At 67.7% G+C, this 16,417-nt stretch carries 14 protein-coding genes; 9 read left to right on the top strand and 5 right to left on the bottom strand.

Features of this window, described 5'->3' with window-relative positions; translation table 11 throughout:
- Nucleotides 1-128 precede the first annotated feature (128 nt).
- Complete coding sequence (locus FGW37_RS09245; RefSeq protein WP_179080630.1) at nt 129-1,172, bottom strand: S66 family peptidase; 1,044 nt, start codon at nt 1,170-1,172, stop codon at nt 129-131.
- A gap of 33 nt (nt 1,173-1,205) precedes the next feature.
- Nucleotides 1,206-2,189 carry a sphingomyelin phosphodiesterase gene (sph, locus tag FGW37_RS09240; RefSeq protein WP_179080629.1) on the bottom strand — a complete coding sequence of 328 codons (984 nt, stop codon included), beginning with the start codon at nt 2,187-2,189 and terminating at the stop codon, nt 1,206-1,208.
- 245 nt (nt 2,190-2,434) lie between these two features.
- Here sph and FGW37_RS09235 point away from each other — a divergent pair, with 245 nt between their 5' ends.
- Both FGW37_RS09235 and FGW37_RS09230 read left to right on the top strand, forming a co-directional pair.
- Nucleotides 2,435-3,061 (top strand): HAD family hydrolase, encoded by a 627-nt coding sequence (locus FGW37_RS09235; RefSeq protein ID WP_179080628.1) that lies wholly within the window; start codon nt 2,435-2,437, stop codon nt 3,059-3,061.
- An 82-nt stretch (nt 3,062-3,143) separates the two neighbouring features.
- On the top strand, nt 3,144-3,896 hold the full coding sequence (locus FGW37_RS09230; protein WP_179080627.1) for an SDR family NAD(P)-dependent oxidoreductase: 753 nt from the start codon (nt 3,144-3,146) through the stop codon (nt 3,894-3,896).
- Nucleotides 3,897-3,926: 30 nt separating this feature from the next.
- On the opposite strand, the gene FGW37_RS09225 is transcribed toward FGW37_RS09230, so the two are convergent.
- Nucleotides 3,927-5,804 carry a glycoside hydrolase family 15 protein gene (locus tag FGW37_RS09225; protein WP_246430325.1) on the bottom strand — a complete coding sequence of 626 codons (1,878 nt, stop codon included), beginning with the start codon at nt 5,802-5,804 and terminating at the stop codon, nt 3,927-3,929.
- A 193-nt stretch (nt 5,805-5,997) separates the two neighbouring features.
- Between FGW37_RS09225 and FGW37_RS09220 the strand changes: the two genes are divergently transcribed.
- From FGW37_RS09220 to FGW37_RS09200, 5 genes are all read left to right on the top strand, one after another.
- Nucleotides 5,998-6,288, top strand: a complete 291-nt coding sequence (locus FGW37_RS09220; protein WP_179080625.1) for a hypothetical protein — start codon at nt 5,998-6,000, stop codon at nt 6,286-6,288.
- A 106-nt stretch (nt 6,289-6,394) separates the two neighbouring features.
- A complete protein-coding gene (locus FGW37_RS09215; RefSeq protein ID WP_179080624.1) occupies nt 6,395-7,150 on the top strand; it encodes an SDR family oxidoreductase in 756 nt (251 codons plus the stop codon).
- Nucleotides 7,151-7,783: 633 nt separating this feature from the next.
- Nucleotides 7,784-8,305, top strand: a complete 522-nt coding sequence (locus FGW37_RS09210) for a hypothetical protein (protein ID WP_179080623.1) — start codon at nt 7,784-7,786, stop codon at nt 8,303-8,305.
- A gap of 752 nt (nt 8,306-9,057) precedes the next feature.
- Nucleotides 9,058-11,226: a hypothetical protein gene (locus FGW37_RS09205; RefSeq protein ID WP_246430324.1), complete on the top strand. Its 2,169-nt coding sequence runs from the start codon at nt 9,058-9,060 to the stop codon at nt 11,224-11,226.
- Nucleotides 11,223-12,080 (top strand): hypothetical protein, encoded by an 858-nt coding sequence (locus FGW37_RS09200; RefSeq protein WP_179080621.1) that lies wholly within the window; start codon nt 11,223-11,225, stop codon nt 12,078-12,080. The genes FGW37_RS09205 and FGW37_RS09200 overlap by 4 nt, the downstream gene beginning before the upstream one ends.
- Before the next feature lie 281 nt (nt 12,081-12,361).
- Here FGW37_RS09200 and FGW37_RS09195 read toward each other — a convergent pair whose 3' ends face one another.
- Together FGW37_RS09195 and FGW37_RS09190 are read right to left on the bottom strand one after the other, a co-directional pair.
- Entirely contained in the window at nt 12,362-13,639 is a 1,278-nt protein-coding gene (locus FGW37_RS09195; protein WP_179080620.1) for a tyrosine-type recombinase/integrase, read from the bottom strand.
- Nucleotides 13,632-13,976 carry a helix-turn-helix domain-containing protein gene (locus FGW37_RS09190; protein WP_343067073.1) on the bottom strand — a complete coding sequence of 115 codons (345 nt, stop codon included), beginning with the start codon at nt 13,974-13,976 and terminating at the stop codon, nt 13,632-13,634. Before FGW37_RS09190 ends, FGW37_RS09195 begins: the two co-directional genes overlap by 8 nt.
- Before the next feature lie 381 nt (nt 13,977-14,357).
- On the opposite strand from FGW37_RS09190, the gene FGW37_RS09185 reads away from it, so the two are divergent.
- The gene (locus tag FGW37_RS09185; protein WP_179080619.1) at nt 14,358-14,582 is read left to right on the top strand and encodes a helix-turn-helix transcriptional regulator; all 225 of its coding nucleotides are present in this window, start codon (nt 14,358-14,360) and stop codon (nt 14,580-14,582) included.
- Between the two features lie 509 nt (nt 14,583-15,091).
- The gene (locus tag FGW37_RS09180; protein WP_246430323.1) at nt 15,092-16,294 is read left to right on the top strand and encodes a DUF3631 domain-containing protein; all 1,203 of its coding nucleotides are present in this window, start codon (nt 15,092-15,094) and stop codon (nt 16,292-16,294) included.
- Nucleotides 16,295-16,417: the final 123 nt, after the last annotated feature.

Below are 16,417 nucleotides of genomic sequence, written 5' to 3'. Positions count from 1 at the left end.
GCGACGGGACAGCAGACGCGGAGGGGCCGCGGATACGCAATCTTGGCGTGATGCGGACCACCGTGAACGCCCCGGCGAATACGGAGTAATCGACTCCGGATGGTGGGGGCGGTGCGGCCGGACGGCCGTCAGTACGTGACCGTGATCCGCCGCGCCGGCCCGTCCACCCGCACCACGCCCCCGTACGGGATCACCAGCTGCGGATCGGTGTGCCCCAGGTCCACGTCGAACACCGCCGTCATCCCGGGCGCGTACGCGTCCAGCGCGCGCTCCACCGCCGCCCGCTGCGCCCGCCGGTAGGCGGCACCGTCCTCGCGGTTCAGCGGCCGGTCGAAGGACCACGCCTTCGCCCGGCCCATCAGCAGCGCGGAAAACTGCCGCAACAGTCCCCGCTCGCCCATATTGCGCAGAATGCGAAAAACCTCCCCGGCGGACGGCAGCTCCTCCGAGGTCTCCAGGAACAGCACGCGGCCCTCGTACGCCTCAGGGGCCCCGATCTCCCGGTCGGCCATCAGCAGCCACGACAGCACCTCGATGTTGCCGCCCCACGCGATGCCCTCCACCGCGCGGCCGGCGTTCCGCCACGACCACTCGTCGCAGGGCGCGAGCACCGGCTCGCTCGCGAAGGTCTTCGGGTCGCCCCAGGGGCGGTCGACGTCGTTCGAGGCGCCGGGCGCCGTGAGCTCGTACGGCCCGGGGGTGAAGAGCGCGGCCCGCAGCGAGGCCGCCGTCCGCGGGTGCAGCGAACCGGGCCGGCCGAGCTCCACCATCACGCTGCAGCCGTGGTAACCCACGATCCCCGTGGCGCTCAGCCAGGCCAGCAGCGCGGTGTTGTCGCTGTATCCGAAGAACGGTTTGGGATGCGCCCGGACGAGTGCGCGGTCCAGCAGCGGCAGCACCGTGATCTGGTCCTCGCCGCCGATACTGGCGAACACGGCCGTGATGCCCGGGTCGGCGAAGGCCGCGTGCAGATCGGCGGCCCGCTCGGCGGGGCCCGCCCCCATTTTCCGGGTCGTCGGATATTCCACCGGACGCAGCCCGAATTCCGACTCCAGCCGCCGCAGCCCGAGTTCGAACGGGAGGGGGAAGAGGCCCGGCAGCCCCGAGGACGGTGAGATCACCGCAACGCGGTCGCCGGGCCGGGGTTTGGGCGGGTACTCGGGTGCGTCCATGCGGTCACCCTAGGCCGCGCCGGGCCCTGCCGTTCAGGAGTTTCCGGCGATTACCGGATAGTGGTCACTGAGGTTGGTGTAGGTGTACTCCTTGCCCCAGCTGGAGACGGTCCACGGCGCCGAGGCCTCCTTGACCACCGTGTTCTTCCAGTTCCCCGGGCGGGCATGGCCATTGCGGTGCAGGACGTAGTCCAGGTCCTCGCGCCCGTCCGTGGGGTAGCGATAGGCGGCGATGGAGTTCTCCTTCGTGTCGAAGGAGTACGGGTGCCCGGTGCGCTCCGCCGCCGGGGCGAGATCGGCGTTCGCGAGCATGGCCGCGTATTCGCTCCCGTGCGCGTCCACATTCAGGTCGCCCGCCACCATGACCTGCTCGCCCGCGGGAATGTTCTTCGCGTCGAGGAAGGCGTCGATCTGCCGGAACTGCTTGGCCCGGTCCGCGGCCGCCTCGCCCGCCTTGCAGCCGCTGTCGGTCGACTGCGCGTGCGTACCGACCACGTGCACCTTCGTACCGTTCACATTCAGCACCACGTAGGCGAAGCCCTTGTTGGACCACCAGTCCGCACCGCACGCGTCCTGGTAGATCACCTGCTCCTTGCGGATGATCGGCCACTTGCTGAGCACGGTCACCCCGCCGTCCTCCGGAGTGGTGGACGAGTAGTTCCCGCCGGTGGCGTCCCAGCCTTCCTTGCTGCGCCCGACGACCGGCGTCTGGTACGGATACCGGCCCGCCGCATTCGCCTTCAGGGCGTCCGAGGCGCCGTTGTCGAAGGCTTCCTGCAGGACGACGACGTCATTGCCCTGGAAGAAACCGGCCGCGGGTATCTCCTTGGCGCGGTGGTCCTGCCCCCAGTTGGGATAGAGGTTCTTGCTCATGAGAAAGACGTTGTACGTCAGAACCTTCAATTCCGGGACGGCGGCCGCCTGGGCGGCCGTTTGCGGCAGGGCCGCGGTGAGGGCGACGGCGGCGAGTGCGGTCGCGAGCGCGGAGGCCGCGCGGGCGGGCTTGAGGATCGGCACTGCAACTCCCTGAGGGGGTGGGGGCACCGTGGTCGCAAGGTGCCCCAGTGCGAGCTGGGGAACGAGCCGCCCACATCAAATCAGCCAGGGTTACTTCCCGACAGCCTTCAGGTGATCAATTCCCTTACGCGGGCCGACGACTTCGTGCCGGGCCCACGTGTCGTGCGCGCGCATGAGTCGTTGAATCCGTTGGAAGAGATGAGTTCGGAAGAGGTGCGGTGTCCGGCCCACCGTGAGGAGTTCCCATGCCCCAGCCCCTTCGCCAGGGCCTCGTTCTCGATTTCGGCGGGGTCCTGACCACTCCGGTCGCCGAGTGCACCCGGGCTTTCTGCCTGCGCGAAGGCCTCGCCCCGGATGCCTTCCTCCAGGTCATCTCGGCGGACCCGGAAGGGAGTGAGATCTACGCCCGGCTGGAGCGCGGCGAGATCGGCCAGGCCGAGTGGAACGAGCGCACCGCCGCCCTGCTCGGAGTGGATCCCGCCGACCTGATCGGCCGCGTCCTGGCCGACCTCAAGCCGGAGCCCCTGATGCTCGCGGCGGCCCAGTCGGCCCGCCGCGCGGGCGTGAAGGTGGGCATCCTCTCCAACAGCCTGGGCTCCGGCCCCTACGACCCCTACCGGGGCTACGGCTTCGACACCCTGTACGACGCCGTGGTGCTGTCCGGGCAGCACAGGATCCGCAAGCCCGATCCCGGGATCTACCCGGTAGTCCTCAAGCAGCTGCAACTTCCCGCCGAGACCTGCGTCTTCGTCGACGACTCCGCCCGGAACCTGCCGCCCGCCCAGGACCTCGGCATGACCACCGTCCTGGACGGCGATCCGGCGGAGACGGTCAAGCGCCTGGAGGAGATCTTCGGGCTCCCGCTGAGGTGACGCGGGCACGTCGTCGTGACGCGGCCCGGGCGGACCTCCTACGTAAGCCGCCGGACTGACCTCTTGTGAAGAAGGGCCTCTTATGAAGATCGACGGCTCGACCGCTCTCGTGACCGGCGCCAACCGCGGCATCGGGCGGGCGCTCGTCACCGCCCTCCTCGCGCGCGGCGCCGCGCGCATCTACGCCGCCGCCCGGAACCCCGCGGCCCTCGCCCCGGTCGTGGCCCCGGCCCCGGACCGCGTGATCCCCCTGGAGCTGGACCTGACCGCCCCCGCCACCGTCGAGGCCGCGGCGGAAGCGGCGTCCGACGTCACCCTGCTGGTGAACAACGCCGGTACGCACGGGGTCGGCCACCTCCTCGACATGGACCTGGACGTCGTCGAGGACGTGATGCGCACCAACTTCCTGGGCACCCTGCGGGTCCTCCGGGCCTTCGTGCCCGTCCTGGAGCGCAACGGCGGCGGAGCCGTCGCCAACGTCATCAGCATCGGCGCCTTCGGAGGCACGCCGTCGCTCGGCGGATATCCGGCGTCGAAGGCCGCCCTGCTGCTGATGACGCAGGCCGTCCGGGCGGACCTCGCCCCGCGCGGGATCGCCGTGCACGGCGTCTTCCCGGGCCCCGTGGACACCGACATGCTCGACTACGTCGCCCGCCACGAGCCGGGGTTAGGGGATTTCCCGCGGGCCTCCGCCGACGAGGTGGCCGGCCGTACGCTCGACGGCCTCGGAGCGGGCGCGGAGGACATCTTCCCGGACGACTTCGCCGCCCAGGTGGAGCGGGAGTGGAGGGCCGACCCCAAGGCGCTGGAGAAGCGGCTGTCGGGGATCGCCTGAGCCGCCGGAGATCCGTCAGGGGGCCGGGGGTCAGCTCGTGTGCCAGTGCCGGGCCGCCGGGCCGTGGTGCGCCGCGAGGGCGCGGTCCAGGTTCGTGGCGGCGCTGATCAGGGCGAGGTGGGTGAACGCCTGCGGGAAGTTCCCGAGCGCCTCGCCCGCCGGCCCGATCTCCTCGGCGTAGAGACCGAGGTGGTTGGCGTGCGTGGTCATCTTCTCGAAGACGTAGCGGGCCTCGCCGACCCGGCCGGAGCGGGCCAGCGCCTCCACGTACCAGAACGAGCAGAGGTTGAACGTCCCCTCTTGGCCGTCCAGCCCGTCGCCGCCGTCACTGCCGTCGGTCCGGTAGCGGTGCACGAGGCTGTCGCTGACCAGCTCCTCCTCGATCCGCCGCACCGTGGACAGGAACCGCGGGTCCTTGGGCCCGGTGAACTTCACCAGCGGCATCACCAGCAGCGAGGCGTCGAGCGTCGCGCAGTCCGGGTACTGGCAGTAGGCGCCGTCCTCCGGCGACCAGCACCTGTCCTGGACGAACCGGTAGGCGGCCGCGGCGGTGTCGCGCCACTGCTCGACGGGGGCGGGCATGCCGCGGTGCCGCGCGATGCGCATGGCCCGCTCGAAGGCGACCCAGGTCATCAGCGCGGAGTACGTGAAGCGCCGCCGGCCGCCGCGGGTCTCCCAGATCCCGTCGTCGGGCTCCTCCCAGTTCTTCTGCAGCCAGTCGAGCTGGCGGGCCAGTGCCTCCCACAGCTCGTAGGAGATCGGCTCGGCGTGCTTGTTGTACAGGTAGACGGAGTCCATGAGCTCGCCGTGGATGTCGAGCTGCCTCTGGCGGGCCGCGGCGTTGCCGATGCGGACCGGGCGCGCGCCGCGGTAGCCGCAGAGGTGGTCCAGGACGGTCTCGGGCAGGTCGGCGCGGCCGTCGATGCCGTACAGCACCTGCAGCCCGGTGCCCGGCGGGGCCTGCACGCAGCGCTGGTGGAGCCAGTCGATGAAGGCGGCGGCCTCCTCGGTGAAGCCCAGCCGCATCAGGGCGTAGAGGGTGAAGGCGGCGTCCCGGATCCAGGTGTAGCGGTAGTCCCAGTTGCGGCCGCCGCCCGGCGACTCGGGCAGGGAGGTGGTCGGCGCGGCGACCAGGGCGCCGGTCGGCTGGTAGACGAGCAGCTTCAGGGCCAGGGCCGAACGCTCGACCGTCTCGCGGTAGCGGCCCCGGTACTGCGACTGGCGCAGCCAGCCGTCCCAGTACTGCAGCGTCTTGTCCAGCAGCCGGGCGGCCTCCGCGCCGTCGAGCGGGCGCAGGACGCCCTCCCGTACGGCCCCGTCCCCGTCCCACTGCGCGGCGAGCTCCAGCGACTGGCCGGGCTCCAGGGTCACCGTCGTGCGGGCGGCCGCGCCGTCGGGCGTCAGCGGCACGGAGGAGCGCAGCACGAGGAAGCCGGCCGGTCCGGTGAAGACCACTCCGGCGTTGCCCACCGTGCCGACCTCGTGCGGGGCCCGGCCGTAGTCGAAGGCGGGCCGGCAGTGCACGTCGATCGTGGCCCGGCCGCGCAGCACCCTCACCTGGCGGACGATCTGGCGGACGCCCGAGGAGGGGCAGGAGGGGTGGTCGGGCACCATGAAGTCGTACAGCTCGGCCACGGACTCCTGGCCGAGGAAGCGCGTCAGCAGCACGTTCGAATCCGGCATGTACATCTGCTTGGTGCGTTCCGCGCCGCGGGCGGTGACGGAGAACGATCCGCCGCGCTCGGCGTCGAGCAGAGAGCCGAAGACGGAGGGCGCGTCGAAGCGCGGCAGACAGCACCAGTCGATCGTGCCGTCGACGCCGACGAGCGCGACGGTGTGCAGGTCACCGATGATCCCGTGGTCCTCGATGGGCAGATAGCCGGGGCGGGTCTCGGGTATGTGCTTCACGGGCGCCTCCTGGATGGGGGCATGCCACACCATCCGTTATACCGCCGGCGGCGGCGCGGCGCCCGGCGGAGCCCCGGCCTTCCGGGGCCTCCCGCCGCCATCAAATCCCTTCTGAGCTGGGGCGATTGTCAGTGGGGGGCAGTAAAATCGAAGACAGACGAGAGAGGTTACGAACCCCTCAGGAGGAACGCCGATGGCCGTAGCCGCAACCACTCTTCCCGATCTTCCGGAGCTTCCGGCCCTTGCCACCCTGCCGAAGAAACCGATGCCCGCAGGCCGCCCCCGCGGCTGGTACGAGGCGCAGAACCGCCAGCTGAAGGCCATGCGCCTGGCCATCGCCCTGCTGCACACCGGGGTGTACCGCCCGGAGCAGGCGAGCAACCGCAGGATACGGGCGACCGCCGTCCGCATCGGGGTCCACTTGCCCTCCGACACGACGTGCCGGGCGGTGCGCTCCCTCATCCACGACGCCGCCAACTACTGACAGCTACTGAACGGAGGGCATGGCCTCTCCCGGCTGCCCGCATGCGAACCCTTGGACTTGCCCATAACGTGGCAAGAGGGTCGTCATGCCGTCACTGGGAGAGGCTATGCCTGCTCATACGCTCAAGGACAAGGTCGTCGTCATCGGCGGTGCGTCGAGGAACCTCGGCGGCCTCATCGCCCGGGAGATCGCCGCGGACGGCGCCAAGGTCGTCGTCCACTACAACAGCGATTCCTCCCGCGACAAGGCGGAGCAGACCGTCGCGGAGGTGAAGAAGGCCGGCGGCGACGCCTTCGCCCACCAGGGCGACCTCACGAAGGTCGCCGAGGTCGAGAAGCTCTTCGACGCCGCGGTGCAGAGGTTCGGCAAGGTCGACTGCATGGTCAACACGGCCGGCATGGTCATCAAGAAGCCCATGACCGAGACCTCGGAGGAAGAGTTCGACAAGATGTTCGCCGTCAACACCAAGGCGGCGTACTTCATGATGCGCGAGGCCGCCAAGCGCATCGAGCGCGACGGGGCCATCGTCACGATCGTGACCTCCCTGCTCGCCGCCTACACCGGCCTCTACTCCGTCTACGCCGGCAGCAAGGCCCCCGTCGAGCACTTCACCCGGGCCCTCTCCAAAGAATTGTTCGGCCGGAACATCTCGGTGAACAACATCGCCCCCGGCCCCATGGACACCTCGTTCTTCTACCCGGCCGAGAGCGACGACTCCGTCGCGTACCACAAGTCCTCGTCCATGAACGGCGACCTCACCAAGATCGAGGACATCGTCCCCTACGTGAAGTTCCTGCTCACCGACGGCTGGTGGCTCAACGGCCAGACCCTCTTCATCAACGGCGGCTACACCACCCGCTGACCCGCCGGGCGGAAAAGACCGTCGGCCGTGCCTTCCCTCAAGGGGACGGCACGGCCGACGGAAAGGCGCGCTGACTCGCGGGGTTCTTAGATGTCGAAGTACATCTGGAAGAACGCTCTGACCTGGGCAGATGCACACTGGTCGGCGGGGGCGGTGCACAACCGGTGCACATCGCGGGTGAGGGACGACGGGTGCACGCCTGTGCGGCCACCAGGCGGCCGGATGCTGATGCTAGCCGCCATGACATCGCTTACTCAGGAAGAGAATCGACCGTGCGGTACGGGGCGTCCGGGGCCTGCGCCCCCCGACGGTGCCTGCGGAGCACTCCCACGCCGCTGGCGATGTAGCCGCCTCCACCTGGTTGGTGAGCCCCATGTATCCGTGGATGGTTGGGCTGCTCGGAGAGATCACTGATCCCTACCATCTGGGCGGACCACGCGCGATTGCACAGGAGTGGCAACCGACGCGGTGATTCGGACACCCTCCCCTTCACGCAGCTTGATGCTGGCGTGATTGGCTCTTTCGCCTCGATGGTCAACCTCATACCGTGAGTCACGCTTTTTTCCTTGGCTCGGCGCTGCGTGCTGCCATGTCGCGTCAAGGCGTGATGGGGGAACGGGGAGGGGACACATCGTGGATGCGCTGTCGTTTCCGGTGCTTGCCGGAACGCTGCTGACCGAAGCGGTTAGGTTCTTGTTCGATCGTGCGGGCGCCGTACTCGACAGGCGGGCCGGGCGTGTCCCGGTCGAAGAGCCGGAGAGCGTGGCGGGACGGCCGGGCGCCCTCCAGGTGCGAGTCGGAGAACTCACAGACTCACGCGTCGAGCGCATCAGCCAGGCCCAAGGTTCCCTTCGGGTCTATCTGTCCCGTCCGGAGCTGTTGCAGGGAGATGACGAGGGGCTTCGTAACCTCCTCGGCCAGTTGCGACGAGATCTCGAAGAGGTATACGGCTGCAGTCTCCCGTTCGGAGATGAGCAGCGCCCTCGGCCAGGCGCTGAAGTCTCTCAGCACGCCGACGAGATTTCAGGCCAGCAGGTCGGCATCCGCGCACAGGGGATGACGGCTAAGGGCCGAGCCCGGGTTGTACAGACGGCCAAGACCATCACGGAGACGGGCGAGCAAGTCGGGCTGCACTTCGATGGACCGATCGGCTGAGGCGAACAACCTCCATGAACTACGGGAACGACAACACCGGGCCAGGGGCCCAAGGGCCCGGTCCGTACGGGCAATTCGGTCAGCGACCCTCACCGCCGTCTGCAGCCGGAGATTCGCCTGCTCCCTCGCCCAGCGACCCGACGGCGGATGGTGCGGAGGACCGTAAGGATTCCGTGACGAACCCTCCGGCCCCTGTAGGTCATCTCCTGCCCTCGGATGATGAGCCAGATACGCCAGCCACCGAGGAACCCCACTCGCTCTCTGATGATGCCGTTCGACCAGCCCATGACGTGGGTACCTCAACGCCAGGGTTATCGTACGAGGCCGCGCATCCGGGTAGTCCTGCATCGTTTGGCGGCTCCCTGGACGAGGCCGACACGCCCTCAGCATCGACCTCTCCAAGCCTGGAGACAGAGACAATCGAGGACTCCGGGGCACAGGCCCGAGCGTTACTCGCAGGGGACAGCGCCCACGGTGACGAAGATCGCGCTGGGGCAATGATGGGGTGGGGGCCGGGCTACGCGTCCTCGACAGAAGACGCTCGGACGCCAAGCGCAGTGCCGAGCGTCGAGTCCGCGGCCGGCGATGCTCCCCCCAAGGACTCAGTCACCGGCGATAGTGCAGCGCCCTCGGACATGCCCTCCGCCACCGTCACGACTTCGCAAGCCCCTTCGAGCGCCGTTTCGCAGCGACAGACGCCGGACCCAGCCGCAGTAGAAGCCTTCCACCAGGCGGCACTCCTTCAGCGTGCTGTGGTCAACAACGGCGAGATGATAGCCGTGAAGAACGTCTTCGAGCAGACACTCGATACCCACGCGCCGATTTCCGCCGGGTACCTTGACGTCGTCAGCGAGGTGTACGCCGAGCTGTACGTGAAGCAGGACGGCGAGTACTTCGCAAGGACCGAGCGCAGCACCTTCAACGATGCCTACTCGCTTCTCGAACCTGCTGGGTCTGTTCTGGTCATAAGCCGGCCGCCTGGAACGAGTCGTAACATCACTGCGTATGCCCTCATGGCCCGCCTCATGGAGAACGGGCTCATCAAGGAGGTCTGGCCGCTCTCGTTCGGAAGTGCTTCGATCTTTCCGGTCAAGCGTCTGCCTCGTGAACACCACCGTGGCTATGTACTTGAGCTCCCGCCGGATGAGGTCGGCTTCCAGATCCACGACTCGTTCGGTCCAAATCTTAAAGACGTCCGGGAGTGCCTCGGCCCGCGCCAGAGTCGCCTCATCGTGATCACTTCTCCCGACCAGTGGCGGCGCATCGGCCCCGGCGCTCCTGAGGGTGTAGCACCTGACTTGGGTGCGGCGCGGCCCGCCGATGTTGCGGAGCGATGGCTGAGGGCTGAGGAGCCAGATTTTCCAGTAACTGCCTGGCTCCGACGTCCGAAGATGAAAGCCCTCCTGGAGGGGCAGAGTCCGACCGAGGTCCTACGTATTGTGGAACTCATGAGGGAGGCTCGACGGACTGCCTTGCGTGCCATCGCTGAGGCATCCGTTGGCCTCGATGCATTGCAGCTCCGTCGCGTCGAAGCGGCAGCTGATACCGATGAGGCAATCGACAAGCAGGTAACCGAGGTTGCAGCCGCCCGTGACAACTGGGAGGACGACCTCCATGACTGGCATGAGAAGTCGGGGAGAACCAGTTTTCAGCGGAACTTCCTGGTCACCGCTGCCGTGCTACGCGGGGCGCCTGTCGGCCACATTTACGCCAAGGCTGCCGATCTCAGCAAATCCCTTGACGGGGACGACGTTGAAGTCACAGGGCAGAAAGCGCCAGGCGTGATCGCTATGACCCGGGCTATTCATGCGGAGCGAACAAAGGAAGGCGTACTCAGCTTCCGGCGCCCGCACTGGGACGACGCCGCTCTTGAGTACTTCTGGACCGACCGGCCGCTCGCACGCGTGCCGTTCCTCCAATGGCTGGCCCAGGCGCCCTTGAATGAACCGAAGCTGGCCATGGAGAACGTAGACCTTGACTATCGGCGGGCCCTAGCCGAGAGAATCGGAGATTTCGCCGTCCGCTGGGCAGTTCGCCACCGCCGGCAGGAACCATTGGAGGAGCTAGTCACCACATGGCACAAGCATTCCAAGAAGGGACTGTGGCCTCTGGCCACCGCCCTCTTGGACGACGCGGCCGTGCACCCCGCCAGTGCTCCGTACATCCACACGATGTTGCTGGCCTGGGCGGGCCGCAAAACAGACGCTGCCTTGCCGTTGGCGGTCGTCTCTGTCTGTGCTGGCAAGTTCGGCCGCACTCACACCGGAAAGGCGCTGCGGCGACTGCGGCACGCCGCGGAGTCGGAGCATGCCGAAGTGGCGGAAGCGCTGCAGGACGCCGTGCGTACTCTCTGGTCAGATGTTTCCGTGCGGCCGTTGCTGTTCAAGGACATCGTCGCTTGGTGCGGGAATGACAAAATCAAGGACACCGTCGGCCGTCAGACATTCGCAGCTCTGGCGACAGTCGCGGGGCCAGACAGCCTCGGCATTCCGCTCATCCTCGACAATCCTGGTCGCGGAGACGATGAGGAATTCAGCCCGTCGCCAGAGGAGCTGGTCAAGGGCTGGCGAACCCTATTGAGGGAAGGCCCCGGGCCGACTGGGACAAGGCAAGTAGACAAGGCGGTGTTCCTTTGGTTGGACGCCGCCCTGCGGCACCGTTCCCTGAAAGATCTCATCCTGCATACCCTGCGGAAGGCCGTCGACGTACGAGGAACGGAGGAAGGGCGGGTCCTGCGAGAGACGCTTCGCGCCTGCGCGCACGGCTGGGTGCAAGGCGAAGACCGTCCCTTCTCCAACGAAAGAGAGGCAGTTCGGCAAGAGCTGGGTGCCCTCCTCGACGAAGACCTGTACGCCGCAGTGCAGGAGCAGGAGGAGCCCGGTGGGGACGGCACTAGCGTCAAGGGGACCGACACCGCGTGAGCCGCTTCATTCCCTGGCCACGACGGAGCACGCCAGCAGAAGAACCGCCGGCCCCACCCGCTTGGACTTACACATTCACCGACCGGCCAGCCAGCAGTGATCCGACGCTGCGATTCACCGCGCAGGTTCATGTGACATGGCGGGCGGGGCGAAGCGGCGGCATCGGCGCCCAACACGACGCAGCCCGACTCGTTCGGGGCATCGTGGACAAGGCCGCAGGATCATGCGATGTCCTACGAAGCGATGCTGCGGAGCAGGACATCAACGCGGCCTTGCGGGCACAGCTGCCGCTGAGCGGGTACGGGGTCGAGGTTCTGGATAGCCATATCCGCCTCACGATCGATGACTCCACTCAGAAGGCCGCCCTCCTGGCAGAGCGAATGCGTCAGGGCTACGCCCTCGAAGAGACTCGTCGGCGACGAGAACAGGAGCGAGATGATGCCCGACGGCGCGAGGAGCGCACTCGTGAGGAGGACCGGCTTCACCGCGAGTACGAGCTGGATGCGTTAGCCCGCAGGCAAGCGCGAGCACGCGCCGACTTCCTCCGCACGGAGATCCTCGCCAACCCTGCTTCCGCCCGCCTGTACACGCTGCTGGAGCGCTACACGGAGCACTGGCCCCGACTGGGCGGGCCTCCTGCTGGCACGAGTCTGCCGGACCTGGTGCGCGAAGTTCAGCAGTGGCAACCGCAGGTAAGGTGGGTAGCGGTCGCCCAATTGCTCCACGACTTTGTGGCTGGGCTCACGGAGGAAGGCCGTAAGGAGCTGTTGACCATCCTGGCAAAGGCCGTTCAAGTGCACGGGGATGAGAGAACGGCCCAAGCCCTCATCAAGGCCGCCGGTGAGCGAGAGTGAGTTTGGCCCTGTGGCGATGCGTCCTGGACCCGGATGCAATTCGCTTCTGGCTCGCCGCATCCGGGCTCAGTCCCACGGTCGGTTGTCGAAAGACGCTGCCTGGTGACCCGCCCCATGTCACCCGCCACCCTGACGAGATGCTCCACCGACTCCATTGCCACAGCCGGCAAGCAGAGCCGTGAGCCGCCCCGGAAGGAGTGATGGCGTCCCGGTCTAGGACCTGGAGGGGCGGAAGCCTCGAACAGGTCCCATGACCGCGCGGCACGCAGCAGTGCAAGGATTTACGCTGCCAGCCGGTACCGCTTGCCGATTGCCTTGCGTGCCTTCTCGACAGCGCCCTTTACACGGTGCACGTACCGACGCAGCGTGAACGCCGGATCCTCGTGGCCGAGCAGATCGGCTAGCGTGTAGATGTCGACGCCCTCGTTGATCGCCTCGGAGGCGAACAGGTGTCGGAGCGAGTGCATCATCTTGTCGCGGCATGCCTCCCACTTGCGGCCCTTGCCGACCGGCTTGTCGTTCATCGCCTTGATGACGCCGATGGTCTCCAGGGCCGCCTTCCAGAGGTAGTTGAAATAGTTCCCGTTGAGTGCCTTGCGCTCACGCGTGGTGAACATCAGGCGTACGGTGACCAGCTCTCCGTCCTTCTCCAGCCACGGCAGCGTGACCTCGGCCGGTGGGAACACGAGCATGTGATCGCGTAACCGTGCCGCCAAGTCCTCGTCGAGGGGGACGTACCGGTCCTTCGGGTCGTCCTTGGTGCCGCCCTTGGGTGGAGCGAAGACGAGCGTGCCGCGGTGATGCGTGATCTGGCGACAGATGCGGACGGTCTTGTCCTCTTCCGACCAGTCCACGTCGTCCGGGCTGAAACCGAATATCTCGCCCTGCCGCATCCCGAGCCCTCGGCCGCAGTCGACCGTGGCCTGATATCGGTCGGGCAGCTGCTTGCGCAGGTCGTCCGTCTGCTCCCAGGAGAGCGGCACGTCTTTGGCCGACTTCTTCGACCGCCTGGGCTTCACGCGTTTGACCGACCCGGTCTCGCAGGGGTTCTTCGGGATCAGGTCGTCGTCTACCGCCATGGCCAGGATTGACGACAGGTGGGTGAAGATCAGGCCGACTGTGGTCTCGTCGAGGACCTGTAGTCGGCGCTTGATCCACGTCTGGACCGTGGACGCCTTGACCTCCCGCAGTTTGAGGTCCCCCAAAGGTCCGACGATGTGGTTGCGGACGCGGGATTCGTATTGGTGGTACGTCCGGGGGTTGCCGAACGTCTGGTTCGCCAACCACTGGTCAGCGATCGTTTTGAGCAGCGTGTCGCCCTTCTTCGGGGCGATATACGTGCCGTCGTCGGCGGCCCCGAGCATCCGCGTCAGATGCTGGCGCGCGTCCTCGTAGCGATCGAAGCTCTCGCTCTGCTGCTGCCCTTCGGGATCACGCCACCGAGCCAGCCACCTTTTTCCGCGCCCGTGTTCACGGGACGGTACTTTGCCGTGGGTCTTGCACTTCTCGTCACCGGGTTGCGGACGCTTCTTGTGCCAGCGGTCGTACGGCTCAGCCAAGAAGGGCCTCCTGTACGGGGCTGAAGGCATGGGCAGCGAAGTAGGAGACGGCACCATGAGCCACCCACTGGGGCAGCAGAGCGCCAGGAGATTCGCCGAGGGCGGCAGCGATGGTAACCAGGTCGTCGACGTCGCAACGGCGACGTTCAGTGCGGCTCACGGTGATGTTGGTCATCGGGCGGCCCAGAGCAGTGGAGCGCTCGGCGAGCTGCCGCTGGGTGAGGAGGCGCGCCACACGGGCCGCCTCGATGTTGCGGGCGGTGTCGATTCCGGCCGGTCCGGTTTCGATGGGGTGAGTAACCATGACGGATAGCTGTAACTCGAAATCGGCGGCCATGGCAATAGTTAGCTCTGAAACTCTACAGAACTTGCAGGCGCGGGGTATTTGCCAAGGGTGGGCATTCCGGCGTATCGGTAATCGAGCGGCACGGTCCCGCGCCGTTACGGCTGTGAGAGGTATAGGCCGTCACCGCAGAGGCGCCTGGCCTGCTGCTTCTCCGGCGACGGATCGCTGAACGACTACGGGGACTTCGAGGGAGAAGCGGACGGGCGGGCAAAGCTTTTTGGTCAACCGGTGATCCGCTCTTACGGTTATGTCCTCTTCGGTTGCCCCGCCATTCGCGGGTGCCGAGGAATGCCCAAAGATGCATATGGACAGAGCCCGGCGTGCGTGGCTTTCTTGCCCATGCCCGTCGCCTGCAACCGATATGGAGTGCCCTTGCCCAACGGATTCCCTCGCCCCGCCACGACCGTCGCGCGCGGCCCGCTCGCCACGCCTGCTGAGATCGCCGCCTACCTCGGGGTGCCGGTGAAGACCCTCTACCAGTGGAAGTACCGGGGTATCGGCCCGAAGGTCCACAAGGTCGGCCGGCACCTGCGCTATCGCTGGCGCGAGGTCGACACCTGGCTCGACCAGCAGACCCCGTACGACCTCACGGCATGACTCATGGGGAGACAGAGTGGTCCTCGGCGCGCCAACGCCGGGGGCCGGAGATTCCCCCCCACGCGTCGCCCATCCCTGAACGACTGAGCCAGTGAGGGGCGGGACCTTGCCCGTCTGCCCCTGACCGGAGAGGAATGTATATGGAGGACTCTACGTCCTCACGTATTTCGAGTGCATCCGCCAACGCGGAAAGCAGGCCCAACGTTGTCTGGCCGCCCGTGGCGGTCCCCGGGCAGGGGACAGGCGCCGGGGACCGGTCCCATCGTGCGGGGACCGGGGACCAACCGCACCACGGTCCTGCTCCGCTGCTGCCGAAGGACGCGGTCTGGCCCCACGGGCCCGAAGGGGAGGCCGGTCCCCGGACCGCGGGGGACTGTGCGGCAGGGGACCGCGGTCCCGAACAGTCCGCGGGGACCGACGGTCCCGTGGGGACCGAGCAGGTACAGAGCGGGACCGGGGTCCCGGACGGCGGTTCGGGGACCGGGGACCGTGGGGGTGCAGGCGTCGAGGTGACCGGTGACGGGGCGGAGCTGCTGGACGAGCTGCAGGCAGCGATCGGCCGGTACGTAGTGCTGCCGAGTGAGGAGGCTCTGACGGCGGTCACCCTGTGGGTGGCGGCCTCTCACATCCAGCCCGCTCTCCAGCACGCGCCGCGTCTGGCGGTGGTGGGACCGACCAAGGGGTGCGGAAAGTCCCGTGTCCTGGACGTACTCCACGAGACGGTGCACCAGCCGATGATGACGGTGAATACCTCGCCGGCGGTGGTTTTCCGCGTTATCGGCAAGAACCCGCCGACCCTGTTGGTGGACGAGGCCGACACCATCTTCGGCCCCAAGGCGGGTGAGAAGGAGGACCTGCGTGGCCTGCTGAACGCCGGGCACCAGCGCAACCGGCCCGCCTGGCGGATCTCCGGGCCGGAGCACAAGCCGACGGCGTTTCCCACCTTCGCCATGGCCGCGCTTGCAGGGATCGGCGACCTGCCTGACACGATCATGGACCGGGCGGTCGTGCTGCGCATGCAGAAGCGCAAGCCGGGTGAGCGGATCACTCCGTTCCGATCTCGGTACTCCGTGCCGGAACTGCACGCGGTGCGCGACCGGCTGGCCGCGTGGCTGACGCCGCTGCGCGAGGCTGCGGGCCGTCTGGTGCCGAAGATGCCGGTCGAGGACCGGGCGGCGGATACCTGGGAGCCGCTGGTCATCGTCGCCGACTTGGCCGGTGGCCACTGGCCCGCGAAGGCCCGTGCGGCCTGCTTGGCGATGACTCGCCACGAGGCCGTCCAGGATGAGCAGACGACCCTGAAGACGCGGCTGCTGCGTGACATCCACCGCATCTTCGAACAGGAGGGAAACAAGGAGGCTCTGCGCTCGCAGGATCTGCTGGCCGCTCTCCTGGCAGACGCTGAATCCCCATGGCCGGACTACGGCACCAAGGGGCTGACCGCCTTCCACTTGTCGGCGCTGCTGAAGGACTTCGGTATCCGCCCGGCGAATTACCGCTTCGAGCAGGGCCGTCAGGCCAAGGCGTACGCCCGCAACCAGTTCCTCGACGCCTGGGCCCGCTACTGCCCTGCCCCCGCCCAGCCGGCCCCCGCAGTCGGGCACGAGTTCGCGCCCGTACGTCCAGCCCAGGGCAATCCGCCCGTTCCTCCGACCGGGTCGCTGCCCGTCGGCCCGCCCGGCGGCACCGCAGGTCCCAAGCCCACCCGCTGACCCACCTTCCCCTGGGGCCGTCTCAGTCCGTCCCGTCCGTCCCTGCGCAGGTCAGCGCGGGGACGGACTTCCTCACCGGGACGGAGATGTCCGTACCTGCAGTCGAGTCCGTACCTGTCCTGA

The sequence above is a fragment of the Streptomyces rectiverticillatus genome, from assembly GCF_013394065.1.
Taxonomy (GTDB): Bacteria; Actinomycetota; Actinomycetes; order Streptomycetales; family Streptomycetaceae; genus Streptomyces; species Streptomyces rectiverticillatus.
This window is presented reverse-complemented; position numbering and strand designations above follow the sequence as displayed.